This is a genomic window from Wenjunlia tyrosinilytica, assembly GCF_014646055.1.
Classification (GTDB): Bacteria; Actinomycetota; Actinomycetes; order Streptomycetales; family Streptomycetaceae; genus Wenjunlia; species Wenjunlia tyrosinilytica.
Genome location: NZ_BMMS01000057.1, coordinates 1 through 21,572 on the forward strand (window position 1 = coordinate 1; position 21,572 = coordinate 21,572).

Below are 21,572 nucleotides of genomic sequence, written 5' to 3' on the forward strand. Positions count from 1 at the left end.
GACCCTGACCGGCTCCAATCTCACAGAGGCCACCGCGGTGGCGTTCGGCGGGACGCCCGTCGCGTTCACCGTCGTCTCCGACACCCACATCACCGCCACGGCCCCAGCCGGAGCCGGCGGGCCGGTCAACGTCACCGTCACCAGCCCCGGCGGCACCAGCCCGGCAGCGGTCTACACGCGACTCGCTCCACCCGCCACCTGACCCAGGACAAGACGCAGACCACTTCGTGGATGGAGACACAGCCATGCGCAGACACCTCGCCCCGCAGACCGCCTCCGCGACGGCCGCACCGTGGTCAATCGTGACTCGATCATCGACCGCACCGGCGCCGGCCGCTCCACAGTCTCCCAGTGGTATGCCCAGCACCACGGGCAGCCCGAAGAGGCTCGCCACCCGGACAAAGCGGTGACCGGTCCGGGGGGGCGAAGGTCTCGCGGCGCCCGTCACCGCTACGGGAGTGTACGTAGTCGGTGACATGTACATCGCCGCCAGAAGCCGACGATCAGGCCGACCAGGCCCAGGGCAGAAACCACGATGAAAGCCCCGAAGCCGCCGAAGTAGTCGGCGAAGCCCTAGCGGGCGGAGGCGGGATTGCGGCGGGGAGTGGTGGGAACCCGTGCGGCTGGAGCGGGGGCCGGGCGCTCTCTGGCTTCGGTGGCCGGCTCCCGCAAGTCACCCGGTGTTCGTGGGCACAGATCGCGGTTCGGGTCCCCCCGGCGGCGGGGCCGACCGTCTGAGAGGTTGAAAACAGCGGCAGCAGTCTTGCCGTGATTGGAGGAGGACGTGAGATGGCTGAGGACCCCATGGCGGAGATGACGGGCCGGATGTCACCGGAGAACCGGAAGTGGGTGGAGCAACTGCCCAGTGACCAAAAGCGCCGGCTGATGCAGAAGTGGCAGAATGAAGGTGGGCGTACCGGCATCGGCAGCGTGGGTACTGAGACCAACGACGCGGATGCGGACGCCGTGGTCGACGAATTCCGAAAGAATTAGCGGGCGGTCAGCAAGCGATTCCTGGCCGAAGCCGCCGTCGCTCTGACACAGCAGTTGCAGTTCGTGATCTTGACGGTTGGCCGGTCGTGTGACCGCGGTGGCGGTGGTCTCGGACCAGCGGCGGTGGCGGGCGGCTGCCGGTGCTGGTGGCGGCTCGTCGGCGTGACCAGTGCAGCACGTGCGCAGAGGTGCAGGTGTCCTGCTCCGAGGTGGTGTCCGCGGGGGACCTTGGCCCGACCCCCGGCACTGAGGTGCCGTCCGGCTCCTTGGGCGGCTGCTGGGTGGTCAGGCACTCCAGCGCCTCGGCGAGCGCGGCCGACCAGTGACGAGGGTCTCCACGGCCTCTGCGATGGGTGCGCAGCGTGCCGTTGCCTTCGAAACGCCGGATGCCGTCACATCAACGACAAAATCCCCACCCGCCCGAGTATCCCGCACCAACGCCATAGCACTCGGCGCCGGTCGCTGGGTGCTGGTGATTGGTGCTGGTCAGGTGGGTGGTGGTGCGGGCTTGCGGTGAAGGCCGGTGCCGGGTTCGCACTAAAGGTGACGCCGATCGCTGCTGAAGGACCCAGCTGCTGAAACCCGACGCCGAACCCACCGAAAACCAAACGCCGATCATCACCTAGTGACGCCTTGTGATTTCTTTTCCGTCGAAATAGTACTGTCCCAGGCGCCGGAGGTAGCCCTTACTGTCGTAGAAGTCGTCTCCGGGCTTCCTGAGAATGCCCTGGTAGTCGTAGAAGTTTTCACCAGGTTGCCTGAGGATCCCTTTGCCGTCGTAGAACTCCTGGTCGGGGAGCCGTAAACAGTCCTTGCCGTCGAAATATCTTTCAAACCGTGAATACATGCTGGTGATTCTCTTCCCCCAAGGTGACGTCTGGTACGGGGCAGCTGCTGGGCCGTGGGCCCTTGCGGCGCGTCAGTTCCTCGAGCGCCCTGCCCTGCTCCTGCTCAGCGCTGCCGCCCATCCCCCAATACTCCACCCTCGGAGCCCTGCATGACTGCCCAACAGCCGATCCTGCGCATGAAGCGGGGGCAGCGCCGGACGCCAACGCTTGCCACGGCGACGGGAGGCTCGGACCACAGTGCAGAGCCCAAGCCCGTGCGCAACGGCCCGGGCTCGCGAGCTGCCGCCAAGACTGGCTACGTGCCGTGGTGCGCCGGTCGGCTGTGCGGATTCCCCGGCCGCGGCCGGGGTGAGCATGGTCGAATACCGCCATGAGCAGGGGCAGGGCCCGTTCCCGGGCGCGAGTGGGCAGTTAAAGGCGGATAGCAGGAGTCGATCGCCCAGGTACGCGACGAGCACACCATCACCCGTGAAGGGCAGATCACCGACCGGTGCAACACCGCGGTCGAGAACCTCGCCAGTGGTTCACTGGATGTACGCCTGGGCGGGATCTACGCGCTGCAGCGCATCATGCAGGACTCCCAACGGGACCGCCGCACCGTGGTCGAGGTCGCCGCCTTTGCTGATCAAGGCCTGGACGGCGCCAGCCGCGGCGGCCCCCTCGGTCCGGGTGAGGCCCGCCCGCTCACGCGGTTCCCGTTCCTGCCGTTCGAAGGGAAGTGGGTGAGCCGGGAGCGCCGGGGCCGGAGGCGGAGAGGTCGGTGCTGGTGGGGCGGCTTGATCCGGTCCGGTCGGTGGCAGCATGTAGTCCTCAAGCCAGGACAGTCCCAAGACGGTTCCGAGTAGAACGAAGGGCATCAGTGCGGGGAAGAGCAGTACGTACATGAGTACCGCCTAGTCGTTGGATGCCTGCGCCGCCGTGCGCACGCGGCTCGTCGAGTCGGGCGCTGGATGCACGGGCTTACGGGGTCTGGACTGTGCCTGTTCGAGCTACCGGGGGTGTTCGTTGTGGACGGGCCATCGGGGATGCTCTGGACGAATGGAGGAATGGTCCGCCTCCCGCCCCTGACCCGGATATTGGGTCGGCGCAGCCGGTCGATGGCGAGCCGTTTCCGGGCGGGCCAGTGGACGCCGGTGGCCCAGCCACGGCGTTCGAAGATGCGGATTGGGCCGACGGATCGGAACCGAAGCCTGCGCGCAGCCTGCGGCTTGCGCATCCGCGGCAGGAACACCGCGACCGCGGCGAGGGCAGACACCAGGACAGTGGTCACCACGAGGGAAGAGATAGACATGTCACTCACTCGTGACTCCTTGTCAGCATCCCGGTGAGGCGCCGTTCCCGGCCGGGCGTGCTGCCGAGGATCCCCGCCGGACACGCACCCGACCGGCCGCACCGACCGGCCCGGCCGCACCCGATCCGCACGGAATCAGCAGCTGGACGGCCCGGCGGTCATCCTCGCTGCCGGCGCGTTGTACCACAGCGGATCACTTGTCACCGCGGGCAGCGGTGTGGTGCCCCGCGGGGGCTGGCTCCCATAGCGCTGGGGATTGGGACGCCGCGGCCGTTGTGCCGCAAAAGGCCGTCACGCGAGCACACCGTATGCCGCGGCGTCCGAGCCACCCTCCGGCCGCTCTCGCGGGGAGGCCGCACGCGAGCCGGATGGAGTGGCGTTCATGGGGCCGCCGGTCTTACCTGCGGGCGGTCCGGCGGCCCGAGCGCCGACCTGACCGCTGGCGCGAGCGTCCGCCCCTGTTGCGCCCCTCGACCATGTGGTGGGCGAGCAGGAGGACCGCCGCGCCGGCGACCGCGGTGATCCAGGTGGAGAGGTTGAAGAACCCCTGGATGCCATCAACGTCGAACAACCGCGTGGCCAAGAAGCCACCCAGCAGCGCTCCGCCGACACCGATCACGGCGGTGACGACCAGTCCATGCGCATCCCTGCCCGGGATCAGCATCCTGGCGATCAGTCCGGCCGCAAGTCCCAGGACGATCCAGGCGATGATGCCCATGGCCGACTCCTCAGCTGTGTTGGATCAAGCGCTGCGAAGTCGCGGGCTTCCGGGCCGGTCAACGCAGAAAGGTCCAGACACCCGCGAAAGTGTGGGCGCCGACCAGACGATCGTGCTCGTCACACTTGAGCCAACCGCACCCCCGCGGCGGGGGAAACAGCCGATCCCAGAAGAACCCATCTACCTGACCGATCACCGTGTCGTGCCTGACGGGAACCAGGCGACGCGCATGACCGGCCACCGATGATCAGGTGCCCCTGGCACGTCCTTTCCAGCATCCGCGTCCAGGCCCTCACGTTCGATGGCGCCCAAACGCTCGGTCAGGGCGGTGATCAGGCCCCGGCAACCGCACCCGCACGTTCGGCTCGGCGAACCGCGCTCCCGCCCCGTCCGCGCCATCCCCACCGTGCCCCAGCGCGGCCCGATCGGGACAGCGACGAACCACCGGCACCAATGGCGCACCGTCCTCGCCAGCACAGGAGATTCGACAACAGTGCGCTGACCAGCAGAAACATGGGTAACCGGTTCGCTGGATCACCCGGGGAGCCTGCCCGGGGGCCTCCAGGCGATCGGCCGTGGTGATGAGCCCTACTCGGATTGCCTGTTTCCCCCACGGCACCATCGGGATTGACTGACAGCAACTTGCCGCGCTTGTGTCCGGCGTTTCCCTCACGGCGAGGGGGACTGGCCCTGCTCTCCGGCTCAGGCATGGCCGCGGGGCGCCCATGGAGGCCCGTCATGTTCTTCTTGTTCATCCTGGCCGCGGTCCTGATCGGCCTCGGCTTCCTCGCCCCCCTCTGGTGGGTGGCCGCGGCCGTGCTCCTCTTCGGTTGCGTCCACTACGGCCGCGGTGGCGCCGGGCGCCGCGGTTTCCGAGGCGACCCCGAGCACCAGGGCTATCGGGACTACCGGGACTACCGGGATCGCCAGGACCGCTGGGAGCGCCGATACCGCCGGGAACATCGGGGCCACGGGAATCGCCAGGCCCGCCGCCGGCACGAAGACCGCAGCTAGCCCATGGAGGGGTCCTGGTGTTCAGGAGGGTGGTGTCCGGGCCGGAAGCGATGACAGCGTTGTGAGGTATGCGCCATGCAGATGACGAACCATGAACGGCAGACACGGGGCCGCCGTGGATGTGGGGGAAGACCCCGGTCCGGCAGCGGACAATCGCAGTCCGCGCGCCGAAAAGGCGCGGTTGTTCCGGGCGATCGCCAACCGCCCGGTGGTTGATCAGGCAGGCGGCATGGTGATGGTCTTGATGCCGTGTTCTCGCAGCAGCGGGCCCCGGGGCCCGCTGGTCGAGGTGTCGCGACAGCGCGGTGTCACACTCCGCGAGGGGGCCGCGGCCCTGCTCGCCACCACAGAGAAGGGCCAGGCACTCCCCGAGGAGATGCAGCGCGGACTGCGCCGCGCACTGCACCGCCCTCCTACCGCCAACCGGCGGTGACAACTCGCCTTCTACCAGGCGGCTCGGGCACCGGTGCACGTATCAATGGGGGATCGCCCCTGGCGGCCCGGTCACGTGAAGGGACCAACCAATGATCCACATCGGGGATGTACGCGAATGGCGCACTCACCAGGTCGTCGACTCCGGCGGACACAAGATCGGCACGCTGGAGGCGATCTACGTGGACACCAGCACGGACCAGCCGGCCATGGCCACCGTCCAGATCGGCCTGCCCACCCGTCACCGCCTGGTCTTCGTGCCGCTGGACGGTGCGATCGTCGGTCCGGGCTATGTCAAGGTCGTCTACGACAAGGCGCTGGTCAAGCACTGTCCCGCGATCGGCACCGACGATGTGCTGCCCGCCACGGATGAAAAAGCCGTCTTCCAGCACTACGGCATCACCTATCGGCCCGGCGCCGACGGCGAGCGGCAGCTCGCCCGCCGCTGACACGCCCACCCCCCGAGCCAAGGGAGGCATCCGCCTCGTGGCCCTCTTCCTGTCCCTGGTCAACGAACAGCCAAGGGCCGGCGTTCCACGCCGACGCTCAGGCGGGCGTTGCAGCCGCTGGACAGCTCGCAGGTGACACTCCGGCCTTGGCGCTCCCTGTGGACGGCGGAACAAATGGTCAGTCCGCGGTCTGTTCCGTGGTGATCAGCCAGCGCAGCCGCTCGGACATGGCGCGGGCGCAGTCGACGATGGCGCGCACCTGATCGGAGTCGTCGCTGGCGCGCCACAGCACCGACCACGGGTAGTACGACGCCGGTTCGGTCAGCGGACGCCAGAGGGTACCCGGGAGTGCGGAGATACACGAGGCGGGCACGCAGTACAGGCAGCGTCCCTGGGCGACGAGAGCGGCGGCCGCACGGATGCTCTCCACCGTGCCCTCATATACCGTGGGGATAAAACCGGCGGTTCGGCACATCTCAATGGTGAACTGGTTGAACTCCGGGGCCTGCGCTTGTTCGGCGAGCAGCAGCGGCTCCTGGGCCAACACGGCGACCGGGACGGCATCCATGGCCGCGAACCGGTGCCCGCGGGGGATGAGGACGCCCAGCGGGTCGCGGCGGAACAGGTGGGAGGCCACCTGGTGCGGGGCCAGTTCCGCGCGGCCGATGCCCACGTCCAGCCGGCCGTCGACGAGCTGCTGGTACTGCTCCGGCACGCCGGCCTCGACCTGGTGGATTATCAGGTCGGGGTAGCGGGCCTGGACCTCGTACAGGATCTGCGGCATCGAGTCGTAGCTGCTGTCGATGATGCCCACCCGCAGCGTGGGCGATGCGCCGAGCGCGCTGCGGGCGACCTGTGCGGCGCGGTCCACCTGGGCCAGGATCTGCCGCGCCTGGACCAGGAACACCGCCCCGGCGGCGGTCAACTCCACATGGTGCGTGCTGCGCTCCACCAGGCGGACGCCCACATCGCGCTCCAGCCGCTGGATCTGCTGGCTCAGCGCGGATTGCACGATGTGCTCCCGGGCCGCAGCCCGGCCGAAGTGCAGCTCCTCGGACAGGGTCACGAAATAGCGCAGCTGGCGTAGCTCCATGCCCGGCCACCCTCCTGCTACCAAGCCAGCAGTTCGATTCGATGGGATCCGCCCGGACACAACCCCAGCCTCGAAGGGGAGTCTGCCGGTCACCTTACTTCCGCACCCAGTCCAGGAGGAATGGTCCACGCACCTTAACGAGCCGATGCACGGGTCATCGGTTCTGGTGATGGGTCCTGCTCGGGTTGCTGGTTTCCGTTGTGGCGCCTCCGGGGTTGACTGACAAGTGATCGGCCGGGCACCGCCCGGCGTTTCCGTCATGGTGAGGAGGGTCCTGCCATGATCTCCGGCCGACGGATGGCACACATGGCACCCCCGATCAGCCCGAACGGGGCGGCGCCGCGCTGTGAACACCTGGACGGGCTGGAGCCGGTCACCCCCCTCTCCGACGGTTGCCGGGACTGCGAGGCCCACCAGGACCACTGGGTCGCCCTCCTGGTCTGCCTGAGCTGCGGCTGGGTGGCCTGCTGCGACGTCTCACCGAACCAGCACGCCAAGGCGCACTACGAAGAGACCGACCACCCACTCGTCGGCTCCTTGGAGCCGGGATCGCACCGCAGATGGTGCTACGTCCACCAACGGCAGGTCTGACCCGGCCGCTCCGGTCGCACAACCTGGCCCATGCCCACCCCCCCTTCCTCCATAGGAGCCATCTGCCACCACGCCAAAACACCTCAGGAGTGATCGTGACCGTGCAGACGACGGTGGCCTTCCACGTCGGCGTCGAGCCATGTCCCGGCGGCGTGACGGGGACGTGGACGGGCAGGCGAGGGTTTCAGGCGGTGCCGACCGGGTTGATGGTCGTACTGCCCCTCGTGGGCCTGGCGATCGTGGTGTGGATGCTGCGGGGACGCGGCCTCGGCCCGCACCCGCAGATCACGCGCCCTGTCCTCACCTCACATCCCCCGGCGGAACCGGCTGGATACCCCACCCGGCACACGGCACGCTGGACCGGCCCTCCACCCTGACCACCCCAAAGACATTGACCGCACCGGAAGCACGCCGACAGGGGAGGGGGCAGGGAGTCCGACACCGCCGCCGACGCCACCCCGGCCGGTTCTGATGAAGCGAGGCCCCCCATGCCCATCCCGCAAACGCTGAACGTCTACCGGCACGACAGAGCCACCCGGGCGTTGATCACCCTGGCCGGTGAGATCGACATGGACTCGGCGCCCCTGGTGCGCGCCTTGCTGAGGCAGTGCCTACGCGACGGCATCCGCACCGTCGACATCGACCTCACCACCGTCACCTTCTGCGACTGCAGCGGACTGGGCGCCTTCCTCGAAGCGTCGCACCACGTCGCCGCGGCCGGAGGGACACTGCGGCTCCACCACCCGAGTCCGGCTCTGGCCCGGCTCTTCACCCTGACCGGTACCGGCCCGCTTCTCGGCCTCCCGGCCGCTCCGGGGCTGCCTGTCTTCCCGGGCGAGCTCAGCGGGAGTGCTCCCACCGCGCAGCTCGCGCCCTTCGGCGAGGCGGTGCCCGGGCTCGCTCCGGTCGTACCTGCCGTCTTGGACGGTGTGCGGTGACGGCCCGGCCCGAGCCAGGGCAACCGCCGACACCCGACGCTCGCGAGCCGTCCGCCATGGACACCGTGCGCCTGCGTCCACTGAACCGCTGGCAGGCCGAGGGCCTGCGTGAGGACCTGGCGGATCTGTATGTGGAGTCCACCAGCACCGCGCCCGGCGGGGAGTACCGCGGCCGGGAGGACTTCTTGGCCCGCCTCGCCGACGACGTGCGGCGGCCGGGGTTCGCCATGGTGGTCGCGGAGGCAACAGCCCTGGCGGGGTGCGCCTTCGGATTCCCCATGGGGCGTGACGGCTCCTGGTGGCAGGGGTTCGCCGGGGAACTCCCGACCGACATCGAGCAGCTCACCGCGTCCGGCCATGTCTTCGCGATCACCGCGATCGTGGTCCACCCGCATCAGCGCGACCGCGGCCTCGCCGGCCGTTTGCAAAAGCGGCTGCTGGCCGACCACCACGCCTCGCTCGGCGCCACCGTGGTGGATCAGGCCGACCGTGCCGCCTGCGCCGCCTTCCTGTCCTGGGGATGGCAACGGATCGGCGAGGTTCGCCGGCCAGCCGACCCGGCCGTGCTGGAGGCGCTGGTCCTCATCCTCGGCAAGCGCACAGTAGCGAGGCCGGACGGCCTCGCCCACGATCCACGCACCCAGCGCCCCCTGTAGCAACCCGGGACCGGTGGCCACGGATCGCGCGCGCCCAGGTCGGGCGGCGGTGCCGCGCCGCCCGGTTCGGCGCGGTCACCCGCCCGGCCACCGCCGCCACCCTGTCAGCGGCATGGAACCGGGTGCCGCCGCTCGCGGGCCGCACGCCGGCGACACAAGACACCCACCCCTACCGGGACCGGCCCGATGTCCAGGCGGCAGCGAAAACGAGCGGGTCATCCAGCCCCTTGGCGGGCCTGAACGGCCCCAGTGCCGACCCCAGGCCATGCCCGCAGTCGGAGCACACTCGCTCGACCACCCCGGATGATCACCATCGGCACGCACGACGGATGCGCCATCGAAGACGTCGACGCGTCGCCCGCGGGGACCAGAACCCGGACTGGCCACCTCGCCTCCGCACCCGGGGCGCAAGCGGTCACCAGCGCCTCTCTCGTATCGGCGAGGACGCGCAGCGCCTGCTCGCTCCACACGCGGCCGCCGCGGTGCGCGTCGCGCTGTGCGACCGTCCTGCCTGCCTCGAAGGCGCGCACGTTGCTCCTGCGTTCCGGCCGGATGCCCGGCACGGCAGCAGCCCAGCGCCGTCGCCGGGCATGGGCAAGCCGCCTCGCGGGAGAGCTTGCCCAGGATCCCCTTCCGGCTTGGCCAGTGGCCGAGCGGGGCGGTCAGCAGCCGACCGGTTCGGGGTGGCGTTCGCGGCGACGGCGCGGGGCGCCACCGCCGATTTCGTACAGGGCTCGCCGCGCCGGAGCCGGGGCAGGGTGGTGGCCAGGACCGCGACGGTGATGCCGCGCACGGCCACGGCAAGCGCGTTGAGGCGGTTGTCCAGCAGGTGCTCCGCCTTGCCCGCCAGGACGACGTGCAGCGTCGGGAAGCGCTCGCTGCGGGTGCAGCGGTGGCACTGCCAGAACGGGAACGTGCCGCCGCTCAGCGCCATCTGCCGCACCGTGGCCATCGGCACTCACCCCAGCATCCGCAGCGCGTCCGCGTGGGCCTTCGAAGCTGTCTCTGATCCCTGAGTGACCACTCACCTTCGCCGTTTCAGGGCGTGTGTCATGCCTGGAAGTTCCTCGTACAGCAATCGGCCGACCAGCGCACCGCCGAAGACAACGACACCCACACCGACCAGCCAGGACTGGATGACCAGGACGGTTCCAACGGGGCCGTAGCTGACGGTGTTGGATGCGATCAGCGGCGAGAAGACAAGCCGGGAGAAGACCCTCAGGCCGAGCAGCCCGATCACGGTGGCGACCGCGCCGGAAAACAGGGCACGCCAGCGGACCCGCCCGCCGAGCAGCAATCGCTGAGACCACCAGAGGAACAGGACGGCGCTCAGCGACGCGACGGCCCCACCCGCCAGGGGCTCGCGGCGCAGCGTGGTGGTGGCGGAGACGAAGAGGTATCCGGTGAGGACGCCGAGCCACACCACATGACGCCACCTGGCCCACCAGCGGGCCGGGGGCAGATCCCAGACCTTCTCGTAGCCGGTCTGCACCGCGGCCCCGAAGCTCAGGCCGAACACGGCCAGGGCGGCGATGCCGAAGGCGGTCGTGGTCCGCAGCGCCTGACTGGGCCGGGTGAACAAATGCTCGACCTCTGCTCTGGAGGCGGTCGACACGCCGAGCGCATTCCCCAGCCACTGCGCGAAACCCCGGCCGTGCTCGGGATCGGCAGAGGAGACAATGATCAGCAGCGGCACCAGCGTGAGGAACCCCAGCGCCGCGAAGCCCAGCGCACGCGACCCCAGCTCGAGATCGCTGCTCCGCCGCCATCCGCGCCCGACTGGTGAACGGCTGATCAGGCGGCGCAGCCGTCCGAACCAGGATGAACGGTCCGCGGCATATGAAGGCTTCATCGACATCCCTGTCGACTACCACGGCCGGAACCCCTACCGCGCGGGGGCGCGACGCAGAGGTTCCCCGATAGCCTGGCGGGACAAGGGGCTACCGGGGGGCTCAGCGGGCTGCGCCTGCCCTTGGGGGTGGCGTACCGGCCCCGATCAACGGCTCAGGAGGACAGGCCATGATCCATGCAGCCGATATCCGAGTGGCGCAACCGCAACGTCGTCGACCCGAAGGGCCACAAGATCGGTGTGCTCGAAGCGATGTATATGGACACCACCACCGATGAACCGGCCATGGCCACGGTCCGCAAGGCGCTGGTGAAGAAGGCGCCCTCGGTCGGCCTGGACGACATCCTGCCCGCCGGGGCAGAGGAGGCGATCTTCCGGCACTACGACCTGCCTTACCAGCCGGGCGGGGACGGCGGGAGGCAACCCGCGCGCCGCTGACCGCCCGGAACTCAGCCAGAAGGAGGTGTTCGCGTCATGGCTCTCTTCCTGTTTCTCGTTCTGGTCGCCGTCGTGCTGGGAATCATTGGAGCGGTGGCAGAGGGGCTGGGCTACCTGCTGATCATCGGCATCGTGGTTCTCGTGGCCGCTGTGGCCTTCATCGCCCTGCTCTGGTCCCGGCGCTCCGGTCGCCGCCCCATCCGATGACGCGGTGTCATCGGGTCAGGCGGCGGGGCATCAGCTCGCTGCCCATGTGGTGAGGCCTCACTGTGCTGTGGGAGGCGTTCGGAGTCGCGTGCGTGTCGGCGAGGCCGACGATGTAGATGTAGAGGCGCAACGCCAGATGCAGGAACTGTACGGCGGCGGGAGGGCATGGACCGCGGCAGGCAGACGGCATCGGCTCACGCCAACTGAAGGCCCAGCGCAGCGTTCCCGGGCAAGCCGCCGCGTGGGGCGGCTTGGCCGGGTCGTCGTTTCGTAGCGACCGTGCGCGACGGTCGCCCCGCCATCCCCCTCGCGCTGATCACCCCGATCAACGCCGGGGAACGCGAACGGCGGATCAACGCGGCCGGTCCGACCCTCGGCGATGTCAGGGACGTGGTCGCGGCCACCGCCGTCGCGCCGCGGAAAGCAGGCGACCACCGCCTCCATCCGATCGACGACCGGGATCCGGCTGGGCCCGAGGACACCGCCCTGCCGACCGACGGTCTCCATCCCTCGCCCGCTGGGCTATCGGCTGATGGCCGAGCGGCTGAGCCGTCTCGAACCCTGGAGGGGGCCCGGGTGCGTTCAGCGGCCCGCCACGAAGACCATGCGCCAGTGACCGCTCTCTGCGGTGAGGTCTCCCGCGGGCCCGGCCCCTCGCTGCCGCTGACGTGGGATGCCGGCCCCTTTCCGACCGCGATAGCAAGAGGCCGCCCCCGGCAGACAGGGGCGGACTCCTAGTAGGCCCGGCCATGCCGGCAACTGCCTACGCCGGTCGCACGGACGCGGCTGCGGGCCTCGCGTCACGGCCTCCTTCGGGCCAGGCTGAAACGGTAACTGCCCTCCGGCAGCGCCGGTTTCGGCGGGCGGGCCGGGAGACGGTTGCCGAGGCGGACCGGCGCCGGGTCACGGTAGCCGGCGAACTCCGCACCGCAGCGACGGACTCCGCCGCGCCCGCCCGTCCGGCGGACCGCGAACGGGAGACGGCGGCGCTTGTCCTCGTACAGTCCGCGCACATGGCTACCGGGCAGCACGCGCTGCCGGACGGAGGCCCGCCGGAAGGCAGGGCATTCGATGTCACAGGGGCTTGCGCAGGACCGCCAGCAGGTAGCCCATCTCGGAAAGCTGCGCGGCGGGCGACCGGATCAGGTCCATCAGCTCCACGGCTTCCGGACCGAACCGCCCCGCCATCTCGTCGTAGCGCCGGTCGGTGGCCTCCAGCATGCGGGTGGCCATCTTGGTGGTGTGCGCGCTCACGTCACGGAACTCCACCAACTCGAATCCCGAGTCCGCCACCAGCGAGCGGTATTCGGCCTCGGTCAGCATCGGGCTCGCCGACATCCGCCGAAGGCCGTCGCGCACCAGCGCCTGGTCCTCATCGGCGAGCGGGCCGGTCTGCAGCAAGTCCGCTACGACGAGCGGGGCTCCGGGCTTGAGGACCCGGCCGATCTCGCGCAGCGCCGCCGGCCGGTCCATGTGGATGAGCGACTCGAACGCCCAGGCCGCGTCGTACGACGCGTCGGCATACGGCATGGCAAGCGCGTCGCCGTGATCGAACGACACCCGGTCCGCCAGTCCGCGCTCGTCGGCACGCCGGTTCGCCTCGATCACCTGGGCCTTGTTGATCGAGATACCGCGGATCGTGGCCCGGGCGGCGCCCGCCAGCCGGAAGGCCGGGGTGCCGATGCCGCAGCCGACGTCCAGGATCTCGGTGCCGTCGGCCGGCGCCAGCAGCCCGATCATGACGTCGGTCATCCGGTCCGCGGCGACCTTGTTGGAGCTGTCGTCGTCCTCGGACTCCCAGTAGCCGGCGTGGAAGCTCTCGTCCCAGAGCTCGCTGAGCACTTGGGACGCGACGTCGTAGAACGCCGAGATGTCGGCGGTGCTGGGCAGCGGGTCGGCGGCGGTCATGGCGTCTCCTGAGGTCGTGTCCCCGTCGGCAGGCCGGCGGGTGGCGGAAGGATCGGTCCCGGCGTCGGGGTCGCGGTACTCGGCGGTGCCGGGGAAGTCCTTGAACACCCACCAGTCCATGTAGGTCCGGTCCGTGACGATCAGGCCGTCCCGGAACGTCAGCACGCTGGCCCAGTGCACCTTCAGCGCTTTCCCCACCGGGCTCGTACCGGTCATCACGCCCTCGATGAACGCCTGGTCACCGATGGCCGCGGTGCTCAGGACCTCGCAGTGGCGGTCCGGCATCGCCTCCCGGGCGGCCGCTTCCATCGCGTGGAAGGACTCCCGGTCGGTGATGTGCAACTCCTCGGGCGCGGTTATCTCGGCGTCGACCGCGTAGCACTCGTCGATCATCCGGTGCGGATCAAGGTTGTAGAGCTCCGCCCATTTGGCGACGGCTGCCAGGTTCGTTTTCTCGACTGTCATCCTCGACTCGTTCCTGCCGGTCGCAGCCGGCTGCTCAGCCAGTCGTGCACCGCGGTCGCGGTCGTACCGGCGTGGATGTCCAACAGGGAGAAGTGGTCTCCGGTCACCTCCTGCAAGGCGTGGGGCAGAGTCCACGAAGGCCGCGCATCGCCGCCGAGCAGGTCCGGCTCGAAGGAAGCGGCGCGCACGAACAGCGTCGGCACCGCCGTGGACCGCGGTCGCCACGTCTCGAAGAGCGCCGCGTACCAGGCCATCGCGGTGAGCTGGTCGTCGTCGACGGGCAGATCGGGGAACCGCTCCGCCAGCCGGTGCGTGGTGCCCGCCATCCGCAGCGCGAGGCTGTCGCCCGCGCCGCCCGGTGTGTCGAGCAGCACCAGCGCACGCGGCGGCGTGCCCTCGGCCTCCAGCCGGGCCGCGAGTTCATGCGCCGGCCACCCGCCCGAGGAGTAGGCGACGAGCGTGACGGGCTTGCCGCCGAATCCGCGGCGTACGGTGTCGGCGTGCCGTGCCGCGGCGGCATCGACGTCGGCGGGCAGCGCCTCACCCGTTCGGTACCCGGGGGTGGGCAGCACCCACACTTCCCGCTCGCCGCGCAGCGCCCCCGCGAACCGGGCGAACTGCACGGGGCTGACCGGGGCCACCAACGACGGTACGCACAGCAGCGCTTCACCGTGCCCGCCCTCTGACAGCCGTACGGGCTGGGCGTCCGCGGCCGCGTCGGCCGCCCCGAAGCGCGGCCGCAGCCCGGCGCCGATGCGCAGCAGATCGCACGCCTGCTGGTAGGAGCCCTGCGCGAAGGCCCGGCGGAAGAGGCCCGCGACCGCGCCCTGCGTTTCCCCGGCCGGGTGGGGGCCGGGGTCGGCCTCGGCCGTCCGTGCCGCGGCCAGGGCGCCGGTGATCCACTCGGTCAGCGCCTCGGGGGTCGGATGCTCGAACAGCGTCCCGGACGGGAGGGCAACCCCGGACGACCGGGACAGCCTGACCCGCAGCCCGGCCAGGGACAGCGATTCGAAGCCCAACTCCAGGAAAGTGCGGGTCCACTCGATGTCGGCCGGGTCGGCGTATCCGAGTTCCGCGGCCACTTCGGCGCGAACGATCCGGGCCAGGTCCGCGCCCGAAGCAAGGGGCTCGTCCCGCTGTGCCGACGCCGTGGGCACAGCGGTGGGCACAGCCGTGGGCACAGCGGTGGGACCGGCGGCCGGGGCTGGCTCTCGCGCGGCCACCGGCTCCAGCCAGTAGCGGGCGCGCTGGAACGCGTACGTCGGCAACTCGGCCCGGTCGGCCGGGCCGATGAGAGCGGCCAGATCGACCGGCCGCCCGGCGACGTACAGTGCCGCGGCGACGCCAACCGGCCCGCCCGCGGACGGGATGACGGTCGTGGCGGCGTCGAGGCAATCCGGAGCCAGCGCGGACAGTACGCCGTCAGGGCCGATTTCGAGGAAGGTGTCCGCGCCCGTCGAGCGGGCGGCGGTCAAAGCGTCCTGGAAGCGGACAGCTTCGCGAGCGTGGCGCACCCAGTGGTCGGGGGTGCTGATCACGTCGGGGCCCGCGACTTCGCCGGTGAGGGCCGAGACCACCGTACGTGTCGGGCTGCACAGTCCGACCGACTCCAGGACCCCCCGGAACGCCTCCGTCATCGGCTCCACCAGAGCCGAATGGAAGGCCCGTTCCACCGGCAGCGGATGGGAGCGGGGGAATCGGGAGGCTATGGCGCGGACTTCGTCCTCGGGGCCCGAAATCACCACGGAGGAAGGGCCGTTGACGGATGCCACCGAGACCTGGCTGCCCGCCAGCAGTGGGATGACCTCCGTTGCCTCCACGGGCAGCGCCACCATCGCGCCGGGCGCAAGGGCCTGCATCAGACGCCCACGCTCCACCACCACACGGCACGCGTCCGCCAGGGAGAACACCCCGGCGATGTGCGCGGCGGTGATCTCACCGAGCGAGTGACCCATCACCACGTCCGGAACAACGCCCCACGACTCCAGCAGCCGGAACAACGCCACTTCGAAAGCGAACAGCGCGGGCTGCGCGAACTCGGTGCGCGCCAGCACCTCCGGATCGGCCCCCAACACCACCTCCCGCAAGGACCAGTCGGCACACGCGTCCACATCCGCGCACACACCGTCGAACGCCTGCGAGAACGCCGGGAACGCCTCGCACAGCGCCCGCGCCTTCCCCACCCCCAACGACCCCTGACCCGCGAACATCACGGCGAGGCTGCCCGGGGACGAGGCGAGGCCGGTCCTCGTGGCCGGGGCCGGGACGCCGTCGGCGACCGCTCGCAGGCCCGCCACGGCGCCCGGCAGGTCGGTGGCCACCACGGCCGCGCGGTGCTCGAACGTGGCCCTTCCGGTGGCCAGGGTGTGGGCGATGTCGGCGAGCGGGGCGCCGGCCGACTCCAGATGTACGGCGAGGCGAGCCGCCTGGGCGCGCAGAGCGACGCGGCTGCGGGCCGACACCACGACCGGTACGGCTCGGCCGGCACCCTGCTCGGGTCCGTCCTCCCGCGCACTCGGCGTCGTCGTGCCGTGGCCGGTGGCGAGCTCGTCGGCATGGGTGAGGACGAGGTGGGCGTTGGTGCCGCTGACGCCGAAGGCGGAGACGGCGGCGCGGCGCGCTCCGGTCCACTGCTGATGTTGCGTCAGAAGGCGTACGGCACCGGCCTCCCAGTCCACCTCGGAGGTGGGCACCTCGGCATGCAGAGTCCGCGGCAGCACGCCGTGGCGCATCGCCATCACCATCTTGATGACACCGCCGACACCCGCCGCCGCCTGCGCGTGGCCGATGTTGGATTTCAACGACCCCAGCCACAAAGGCTGTTCACGGTCCTGTCCATAGGTCGCGAGCAGGGCCTGGGCCTCGATCGGGTCACCGAGCCGGGTGCCCGTGCCGTGCGCCTCCACCGCGTCCACATCCGCCGCCGACAACCCCGCGCTCGCCAACGCCGCACGGATCACCCGTTGCTGAGAAGGACCGTTCGGCGCGGTCAGGCCGTTGGACGCCCCGTCGGAGTTCACCGCGCTCCCCGCCACGGCGGCCAGCACCCGATGTCCCAGTCGCCGCGCGTCGGACAGCCTCTCCAGCAGCACCAGCCCCGCGCCCTCCGACCACCCCGTGCCGTCGGCGTCGTCGGAGAACGCCTTGCACCGGCCATCGGCCGACAAGCCACCTTGACGCGAGAACTCCACGAACACCCCGGGGTTGGACATGACGGTCACGCCGCCGGCCAGGGCCATGTCGCACTCACCCGACCGCAGCGCCTGCGCCGCCAGATGAATCGCCACCAACGACGACGAACACGCCGTGTCCACCGTCAGAGTCGGGCCTTCCAGGCCCAGGGTGTAGGCGACCCGGCCGGAGATGACGCTCGCGGCGTTGCCGGTCAGGAAGTAGCCCTCCAGCTCCTCGCGCGCCGGGCCGGCCAGTGCCCCGTATGCCTGGTCGAACGCGCCGACGAACACGCCGGTGCGGCTGCCGCGCACGGTCGCCGGATCGATACCGGCGTGCTCGAACGCCTCCCAGCCGGTCTCCAGCAGGACGCGCTGCTGCGGGTCCATGACCAGGGCCTCCCGGGGCGAGATCCCGAAGAACGCGGGATCGAAGCCGCCGGCGTCGGTCAGGAAACCGCCGGACCGCACGGAGGAGGTGCCCGGCCGGGCCCGGTCGGGGTCGTAGAGGCGCTCGAGGTCCCAGCCGCGGTCGGCGGGGAAGCCGGAGATCGCGTCCCGGCCCTGCGCCACCAGCCGCCACAGATCGTCCGGTGAACCGACCCCGCCGGGGAAACGGCAGCTCATGGCAACGATCACCACCGGGTCGGCCCCAGGGCTCGCGGTCCGCGGAGCCGGCGCGGCGGGGGCGGAAGGCTCGGGGGCCGCCCCGAACAGTTCGGCGCCGAGGAAGTCCGCGAGCCGGGCCGGGGTGGGGTGGTCGAAGACCAGCGTCGCCGGCAGCCGGGCGCCGGTGGCCGCGGCGAGTCGGTTGCGCAGTTCCACCGAGGTGAGGGAGTCGAAGCCGAGGTCGCGGAAGGCCCGGCCGTCCTCGATGGCGTCGGTGCCGTCGTGGCCGAGCACGGCCGCGGCGTGTGCCCGGACGATGCCGGCCAGTGCCGCGCCGCGTTCCGCGGGCGGCAGTCCCGCCAGACCCTCGTCGGCCCGGACGGCGGAGACCGCCCGCCGTGCGGGGCCGCCGACCAGGGCTCGCAGCATCGCGGGGACGCTGTCCAGGTGCTTGCGCAGCACCGAGGTGTCGACCGGGACGGCCACGAGCACGGTGTCGGGCTGCTCGGCCGCGAGGTCGAGCAGGGCGAGGCCGCGTTCGGAGGCCAGCGGGATCAGTCCGGTGCGGGTGAGGCGGTCCAGATCGGCGGCGCCCAGGTGGCCGCTGATGGCGCTGCGCCGCGACGCGTCCGCCCACAGTCCCCAGTCGAGTGCCTGGGCCGGCAGGCCGTCTGCGCCCCGGCGCCGGGCCAGGCCGTCGAGCAGTCCGTTGGCGGCGGCGTAGTTGGCCTGGCCGGGGCTGCCCAGCACACCCGCCACCGACGAGAAGAGCACGAACAGCGCGAGGTCGGCGTCCCGGGTCAGGTCGGACAGGGCGAGGGCCGCGTCCGCCTTCGGCGCCAGGACCGCGTCCACGCGTCGCGGGGTCAGCGAGCCGAGGACGCCGTCGTCGGAGACGCCCGCGGTGTGCACGACGCCGGTGAGCGGGTGGTCGGCCGGGATACCGGCCAGCAGCGCGGACAGCGACGTGCGGTCGGCGACGTCGCAGGCGGCGATCTCCACCCGTGCGCCGAGCGCGGTCAGTTCGGCGGCGAGCTGGTCGGCCCCCTCCGCCCGCGGCCCGCGGCGGCTGGTCAGCAGCAGGTGCCGCACGCCGTGTTCGGTGATCAGGTGCCGGGCGACGAGGGCGCCGAGCGCGCCGGTGCCGCCGGTGACGAGAACCGTGCCGTCCGGGTCCAGAGCAGCGGGCACGGTGAGTACCACCTTGCCGATGTGCCGGGCCTGGCTGACGTACCGGAACGCCTCGGGGGCGCGACGGATGTCCCAGGCCGTCAGCGGCAAGGGGGCCAGCGCGCCGGAGGACAGCAGGGCGACGATCTCGGTGAGCATCTCCTGGATGCGGTCCGGGCCCGCCTCGATGAGGTCGAAGGCGCGATAGGACACCCCCGGGTGCGCGGCGGCCAGTTCCTCCGGCCGGCGGATGTCGGTCTTGCCCATCTCGACGAACCGGCCGCCCTCGGCGAGCAGGCCGAGCGACACGTCGACGAACTCGCCGGACAGGGCGTTGAGTACGACGTCCACTCCCCCGGCGAAGCGGTCGCCGAACTCCAGGGACCGGGAGGAGGCGATGCGCTCGTCGGGCACGCCGAGCGCCCGTACGGCGTCCCACTTGGACGGCCCCGCGGTGGCGTGGACGGTGGCACCCAGGTGCCGGGCCAGGTGCACGGCGGCCATGCCCACGCCGCCCGCGGCGGCGTGCACGAGGACCGATTCGCCGCGCCGCAGGCCGGCGAGGTCCACGAGGGCGTAGTACGCGGTCAGATACGCCATCGGCAGGGACGCGGCGCGGGCGAAGGACCAGGGGGCCGGGACGCGGGTGAGGAAGCGCCGGTCCACCAGGGCGACGGTGGCGAAGGCGCCCGGCACGAGGCCCATGACCCGGTCGCCGGGGGCCAGGTCATCGACGCCGGGGCCGACGTCGAGGACGACGCCGGCGCCTTCGTTGCCGGGCAGGCCCGCGTCACCCGGGTACATGCCCAGTGCGTTGAGGACATCGCGGAAGTTCAGGCCGGCGGCACGGAGCGCGATCCGCACGCAGCCGGGCGGGGTGGGGTCGCCGAGGGCCGGGTCGGCGATCAGGCCGAGCCCGTCGAAGCTGCCCTGGTCGAGGATGCCGAGCCGCCACGGCTGCCCGGTCGGCGGCACGAGCGCCGTACCGGCCTCCGCCCGCACCAGGCGGGGCGTCGAGGCCCGGCCGTTGCGGAGTGCGAGCTGTGATTCGCCGGTGGCTATCGCGGCGGGCAGCGCGGCGCGGGAGGCGTCCGTACCGTCGGTGTCGATCAGCTGGAACTGGCCCGGGTTCTCCAGTTGGGCGGAGCGCACGAATCCCCAGAGCGCGGCCGTGGCGGGATCGTGGCGGCGGTCATGGGGGCCGGTGTCGACGGCGCCGCGCGTCAGGAAGACGAGCCGGGAGCCGTCCCAGTGGTCGTCGGACAACCACTGCGTGGTGAGGTCGAGCGCCTCGTGCAGCAACGGGTGGGCCTCGCCGTGCAGCGGGACGACGACAGCCGGCGGCGCCGGATGTGTCCGCAGTACCGCGAGGGGCCCGTCGAGGAAGGCCGCCTCCCTCGAGTCGGCCTCGGCCCCGGTGACCTTGTGCTCGGCCCAGCCGAGCCGGAACAGCGCGTTGTGGCCGGGGGCGGTGACCGCCGCCGCGGCGGCGGTCACCGCGGGCCGAAAGGCCAGCGCCCGGACGGTCGCGACCGGCCTGCCCTCCAGGTCGGTCGCGAGCACACGGACGGACTCGCCGGTGCCGGGCGACATCCGTACGCGGATCTCGGCCGCCCCGGACGCGGACACGGTGACGCCGGTCCAGGAGAACGGGAGCCAGCCGTCGTCGGGAGGCAGGAAGCCGCCGAGGAGGACCGCGTGCTGGGCGGCGTCGAACAGCGCGGGGTGCAGAGCGAAGCCCCGGGGATCCCCGGCCGACCGCACCTCCGCGTAGACGTCGGCGCCGAGCCGCCAGGCCGCGTGCAGGCCGCGGAACGCGGGCCCGTAAGCGAACCCCGCCTCGGCCAGCGCCTCGTAGAGCCCGTCCACTTCCACGGCGGTCGCGCCGGGAGGTGGCCAGGCGGACAGGTCGCCGGCGGCCGACGCGTCCGGTTCCGCTTCGGGGGCGAGCACCCCCGTGGCGTGGCAGGTCCAGGGAGTATCGGGGTCAGCGGCCGGGCGGGAGTAGACGCGCAGCGCACGTCGGCCGTCCGGAGTCGGCTCGTCCACGACGAGTTGCAGCCGTACGGTGCCGCTCAGCGGCAGAGGGGCGGCCAGGGTGAGTTCCTCGATCACGGCGCAGTCCACCTCGTCGGCGGCCCGCACGGCGAGTTCGAGGAAGGCCGTGCCGGGGAGCAGGACCACGCCGTTCACCACATGGTCGGCCAGCCACGGGTGGGTGTGGACGGAGAGCTGTCCGGTGAGAACCACCCCTTCCGTGCCCGCGACCGGTAGGGCGGCGCCGAGCAACGGGTGCGCGGCGGGGGCGAGACCGGCGGCGGCCACATCGCCGTTGCGCGCCGGGGACGCCCAGTAGCGGCGGTGCTGGAAGGCGTAGCGGGGAAGTTCGATGCGGCGTGCGCCCAGGTCCGCGAGGACGGTGTGCCAGTCGATCCGGGCGCCGTCCACGTGGAGTCGGCCGAGGGCCGCGTAGAGGGTCTCGACGGGGTCGTGCCCGCGTCGTTGGGTGGCGGTTCCGCCGGTCAGCGCGGACAGGGAACCGTCGGGACCGATCTCCACGAAGGTGCCCACCCCCGCGGCCCGCGCCGCCACCACCGCATCACCGAACAGCACCGCTTCACGAGCATGGCGCACCCAGTACTCCGCACTGGACATCAGACCCGAGCCCGCCACCTCCCCGGTAACAGCCGACACCACCACACGAGTCGGCGCCCTCAACTCGACCGACTCCAA

General features: G+C 71.3%; 15 protein-coding genes and 1 pseudogene. 11 read left to right on the forward strand and 5 right to left on the reverse strand.

What is annotated here, in order from left to right; all coding sequences use genetic code 11:
• On the forward strand, positions 1 to 202 hold a 202-nt coding region (locus IEY86_RS33925; protein WP_189135756.1), incomplete at its 5' end, for an IPT/TIG domain-containing protein.
• A 587-nt stretch (positions 203 to 789) separates the two neighbouring features.
• Positions 790 to 993 carry a hypothetical protein gene (locus tag IEY86_RS33930; RefSeq protein WP_189135757.1) on the forward strand — a complete coding sequence of 68 codons (204 nt, stop codon included), beginning with the start codon at positions 790 to 792 and terminating at the stop codon, positions 991 to 993.
• A gap of 2,536 nt (positions 994 to 3,529) precedes the next feature.
• Here the strand turns inward: IEY86_RS33930 and IEY86_RS33935 are convergent.
• Positions 3,530 to 3,850 carry a GlsB/YeaQ/YmgE family stress response membrane protein gene (locus IEY86_RS33935; protein WP_189135758.1) on the reverse strand — a complete coding sequence of 107 codons (321 nt, stop codon included), beginning with the start codon at positions 3,848 to 3,850 and terminating at the stop codon, positions 3,530 to 3,532.
• Positions 3,851 to 4,588: 738 nt separating this feature from the next.
• Here IEY86_RS33935 and IEY86_RS33940 point away from each other — a divergent pair.
• The 3 genes from IEY86_RS33940 to IEY86_RS33950 all read left to right on the forward strand — a co-directional run bounded on the left by IEY86_RS33940 (position 4,589) and on the right by IEY86_RS33950 (position 5,745).
• Positions 4,589 to 4,864, forward strand: a complete 276-nt coding sequence (locus IEY86_RS33940; RefSeq protein WP_189135759.1) for a hypothetical protein — start codon at positions 4,589 to 4,591, stop codon at positions 4,862 to 4,864.
• A 244-nt stretch (positions 4,865 to 5,108) separates the two neighbouring features.
• Complete coding sequence (locus IEY86_RS37225) at positions 5,109 to 5,297, forward strand: hypothetical protein (protein WP_229699009.1); 189 nt, start codon at positions 5,109 to 5,111, stop codon at positions 5,295 to 5,297.
• A 91-nt stretch (positions 5,298 to 5,388) separates the two neighbouring features.
• Positions 5,389 to 5,745: a PRC-barrel domain-containing protein gene (locus IEY86_RS33950; protein WP_189135760.1), complete on the forward strand. Its 357-nt coding sequence runs from the start codon at positions 5,389 to 5,391 to the stop codon at positions 5,743 to 5,745.
• A 178-nt stretch (positions 5,746 to 5,923) separates the two neighbouring features.
• Here IEY86_RS33950 and IEY86_RS33955 read toward each other — a convergent pair whose 3' ends face one another.
• Complete coding sequence (locus tag IEY86_RS33955) at positions 5,924 to 6,838, reverse strand: LysR family transcriptional regulator (protein WP_189135761.1); 915 nt, start codon at positions 6,836 to 6,838, stop codon at positions 5,924 to 5,926.
• A 306-nt stretch (positions 6,839 to 7,144) separates the two neighbouring features.
• Between IEY86_RS33955 and IEY86_RS33960 the strand changes: the two genes are divergently transcribed.
• The 4 genes from IEY86_RS33960 to IEY86_RS33975 all read left to right on the forward strand — a co-directional run bounded on the left by IEY86_RS33960 (position 7,145) and on the right by IEY86_RS33975 (position 9,023).
• On the forward strand, positions 7,145 to 7,429 hold the full coding sequence (locus IEY86_RS33960; RefSeq protein ID WP_189135762.1) for a UBP-type zinc finger domain-containing protein: 285 nt from the start codon (positions 7,145 to 7,147) through the stop codon (positions 7,427 to 7,429).
• Positions 7,430 to 7,524: 95 nt separating this feature from the next.
• Positions 7,525 to 7,806, forward strand: coding sequence for a hypothetical protein (locus IEY86_RS33965; RefSeq protein ID WP_189135763.1), 282 nt, complete (start codon positions 7,525 to 7,527; stop codon positions 7,804 to 7,806).
• 111 nt (positions 7,807 to 7,917) lie between these two features.
• Positions 7,918 to 8,367: an STAS domain-containing protein gene (locus IEY86_RS33970; RefSeq protein ID WP_189135764.1), complete on the forward strand. Its 450-nt coding sequence runs from the start codon at positions 7,918 to 7,920 to the stop codon at positions 8,365 to 8,367.
• 56 nt (positions 8,368 to 8,423) lie between these two features.
• Positions 8,424 to 9,023: a GNAT family N-acetyltransferase gene (locus IEY86_RS33975; RefSeq protein WP_189135765.1), complete on the forward strand. Its 600-nt coding sequence runs from the start codon at positions 8,424 to 8,426 to the stop codon at positions 9,021 to 9,023.
• A gap of 1,024 nt (positions 9,024 to 10,047) precedes the next feature.
• Here the strand turns inward: IEY86_RS33975 and IEY86_RS33980 are convergent.
• Positions 10,048 to 10,881, reverse strand: a complete 834-nt coding sequence (locus tag IEY86_RS33980; RefSeq protein ID WP_189135766.1) for a YhjD/YihY/BrkB family envelope integrity protein — start codon at positions 10,879 to 10,881, stop codon at positions 10,048 to 10,050.
• Positions 10,882 to 11,042: 161 nt separating this feature from the next.
• Here IEY86_RS33980 and IEY86_RS33985 point away from each other — a divergent pair.
• A pseudogene (locus IEY86_RS33985) lies at positions 11,043 to 11,310 on the forward strand (PRC-barrel domain containing protein).
• A 36-nt stretch (positions 11,311 to 11,346) separates the two neighbouring features.
• Positions 11,347 to 11,517, forward strand: a complete 171-nt coding sequence (locus IEY86_RS33990; RefSeq protein ID WP_189135768.1) for a hypothetical protein — start codon at positions 11,347 to 11,349, stop codon at positions 11,515 to 11,517.
• Between the two features lie 1,074 nt (positions 11,518 to 12,591).
• Here the strand turns inward: IEY86_RS33990 and IEY86_RS33995 are convergent.
• The gene (locus IEY86_RS33995; protein ID WP_189135769.1) at positions 12,592 to 13,890 is read right to left on the reverse strand and encodes a methyltransferase domain-containing protein; all 1,299 of its coding nucleotides are present in this window, start codon (positions 13,888 to 13,890) and stop codon (positions 12,592 to 12,594) included.
• Positions 13,887 to 21,557 (reverse strand): type I polyketide synthase, encoded by a 7,671-nt coding sequence (locus IEY86_RS37230; protein WP_229699010.1) that lies wholly within the window; start codon positions 21,555 to 21,557, stop codon positions 13,887 to 13,889. The genes IEY86_RS33995 and IEY86_RS37230 overlap by 4 nt, the downstream gene beginning before the upstream one ends.
• Positions 21,558 to 21,572 lie beyond the last annotated feature (15 nt).

What these genes read in the sequence shown, in the direction of transcription:
- IEY86_RS33930 (WP_189135757.1), top strand. Translation starts at nt 790, where the DNA reads ATGGCTGAGGACCCCATGGCGGAGATGACGGGCCGGATGTCACCGGAG.
- IEY86_RS33935 (WP_189135758.1), bottom strand. Translation starts at nt 3,850, where the DNA reads ATGGGCATCATCGCCTGGATCGTCCTGGGACTTGCGGCCGGACTGATC.
- IEY86_RS33940 (WP_189135759.1), top strand. Translation starts at nt 4,589, where the DNA reads ATGTTCTTCTTGTTCATCCTGGCCGCGGTCCTGATCGGCCTCGGCTTC.
- IEY86_RS37225 (WP_229699009.1), top strand. Translation starts at nt 5,109, where the DNA reads ATGCCGTGTTCTCGCAGCAGCGGGCCCCGGGGCCCGCTGGTCGAGGTG.
- IEY86_RS33950 (WP_189135760.1), top strand. Translation starts at nt 5,389, where the DNA reads ATGATCCACATCGGGGATGTACGCGAATGGCGCACTCACCAGGTCGTC.
- IEY86_RS33955 (WP_189135761.1), bottom strand. Translation starts at nt 6,838, where the DNA reads ATGGAGCTACGCCAGCTGCGCTATTTCGTGACCCTGTCCGAGGAGCTG.
- IEY86_RS33960 (WP_189135762.1), top strand. Translation starts at nt 7,145, where the DNA reads ATGGCACCCCCGATCAGCCCGAACGGGGCGGCGCCGCGCTGTGAACAC.
- IEY86_RS33970 (WP_189135764.1), top strand. Translation starts at nt 7,918, where the DNA reads ATGCCCATCCCGCAAACGCTGAACGTCTACCGGCACGACAGAGCCACC.
- IEY86_RS33975 (WP_189135765.1), top strand. Translation starts at nt 8,424, where the DNA reads ATGGACACCGTGCGCCTGCGTCCACTGAACCGCTGGCAGGCCGAGGGC.
- IEY86_RS33980 (WP_189135766.1), bottom strand. Translation starts at nt 10,881, where the DNA reads ATGTCGATGAAGCCTTCATATGCCGCGGACCGTTCATCCTGGTTCGGA.
- IEY86_RS33990 (WP_189135768.1), top strand. Translation starts at nt 11,347, where the DNA reads ATGGCTCTCTTCCTGTTTCTCGTTCTGGTCGCCGTCGTGCTGGGAATC.
- IEY86_RS33995 (WP_189135769.1), bottom strand. Translation starts at nt 13,890, where the DNA reads ATGACAGTCGAGAAAACGAACCTGGCAGCCGTCGCCAAATGGGCGGAG.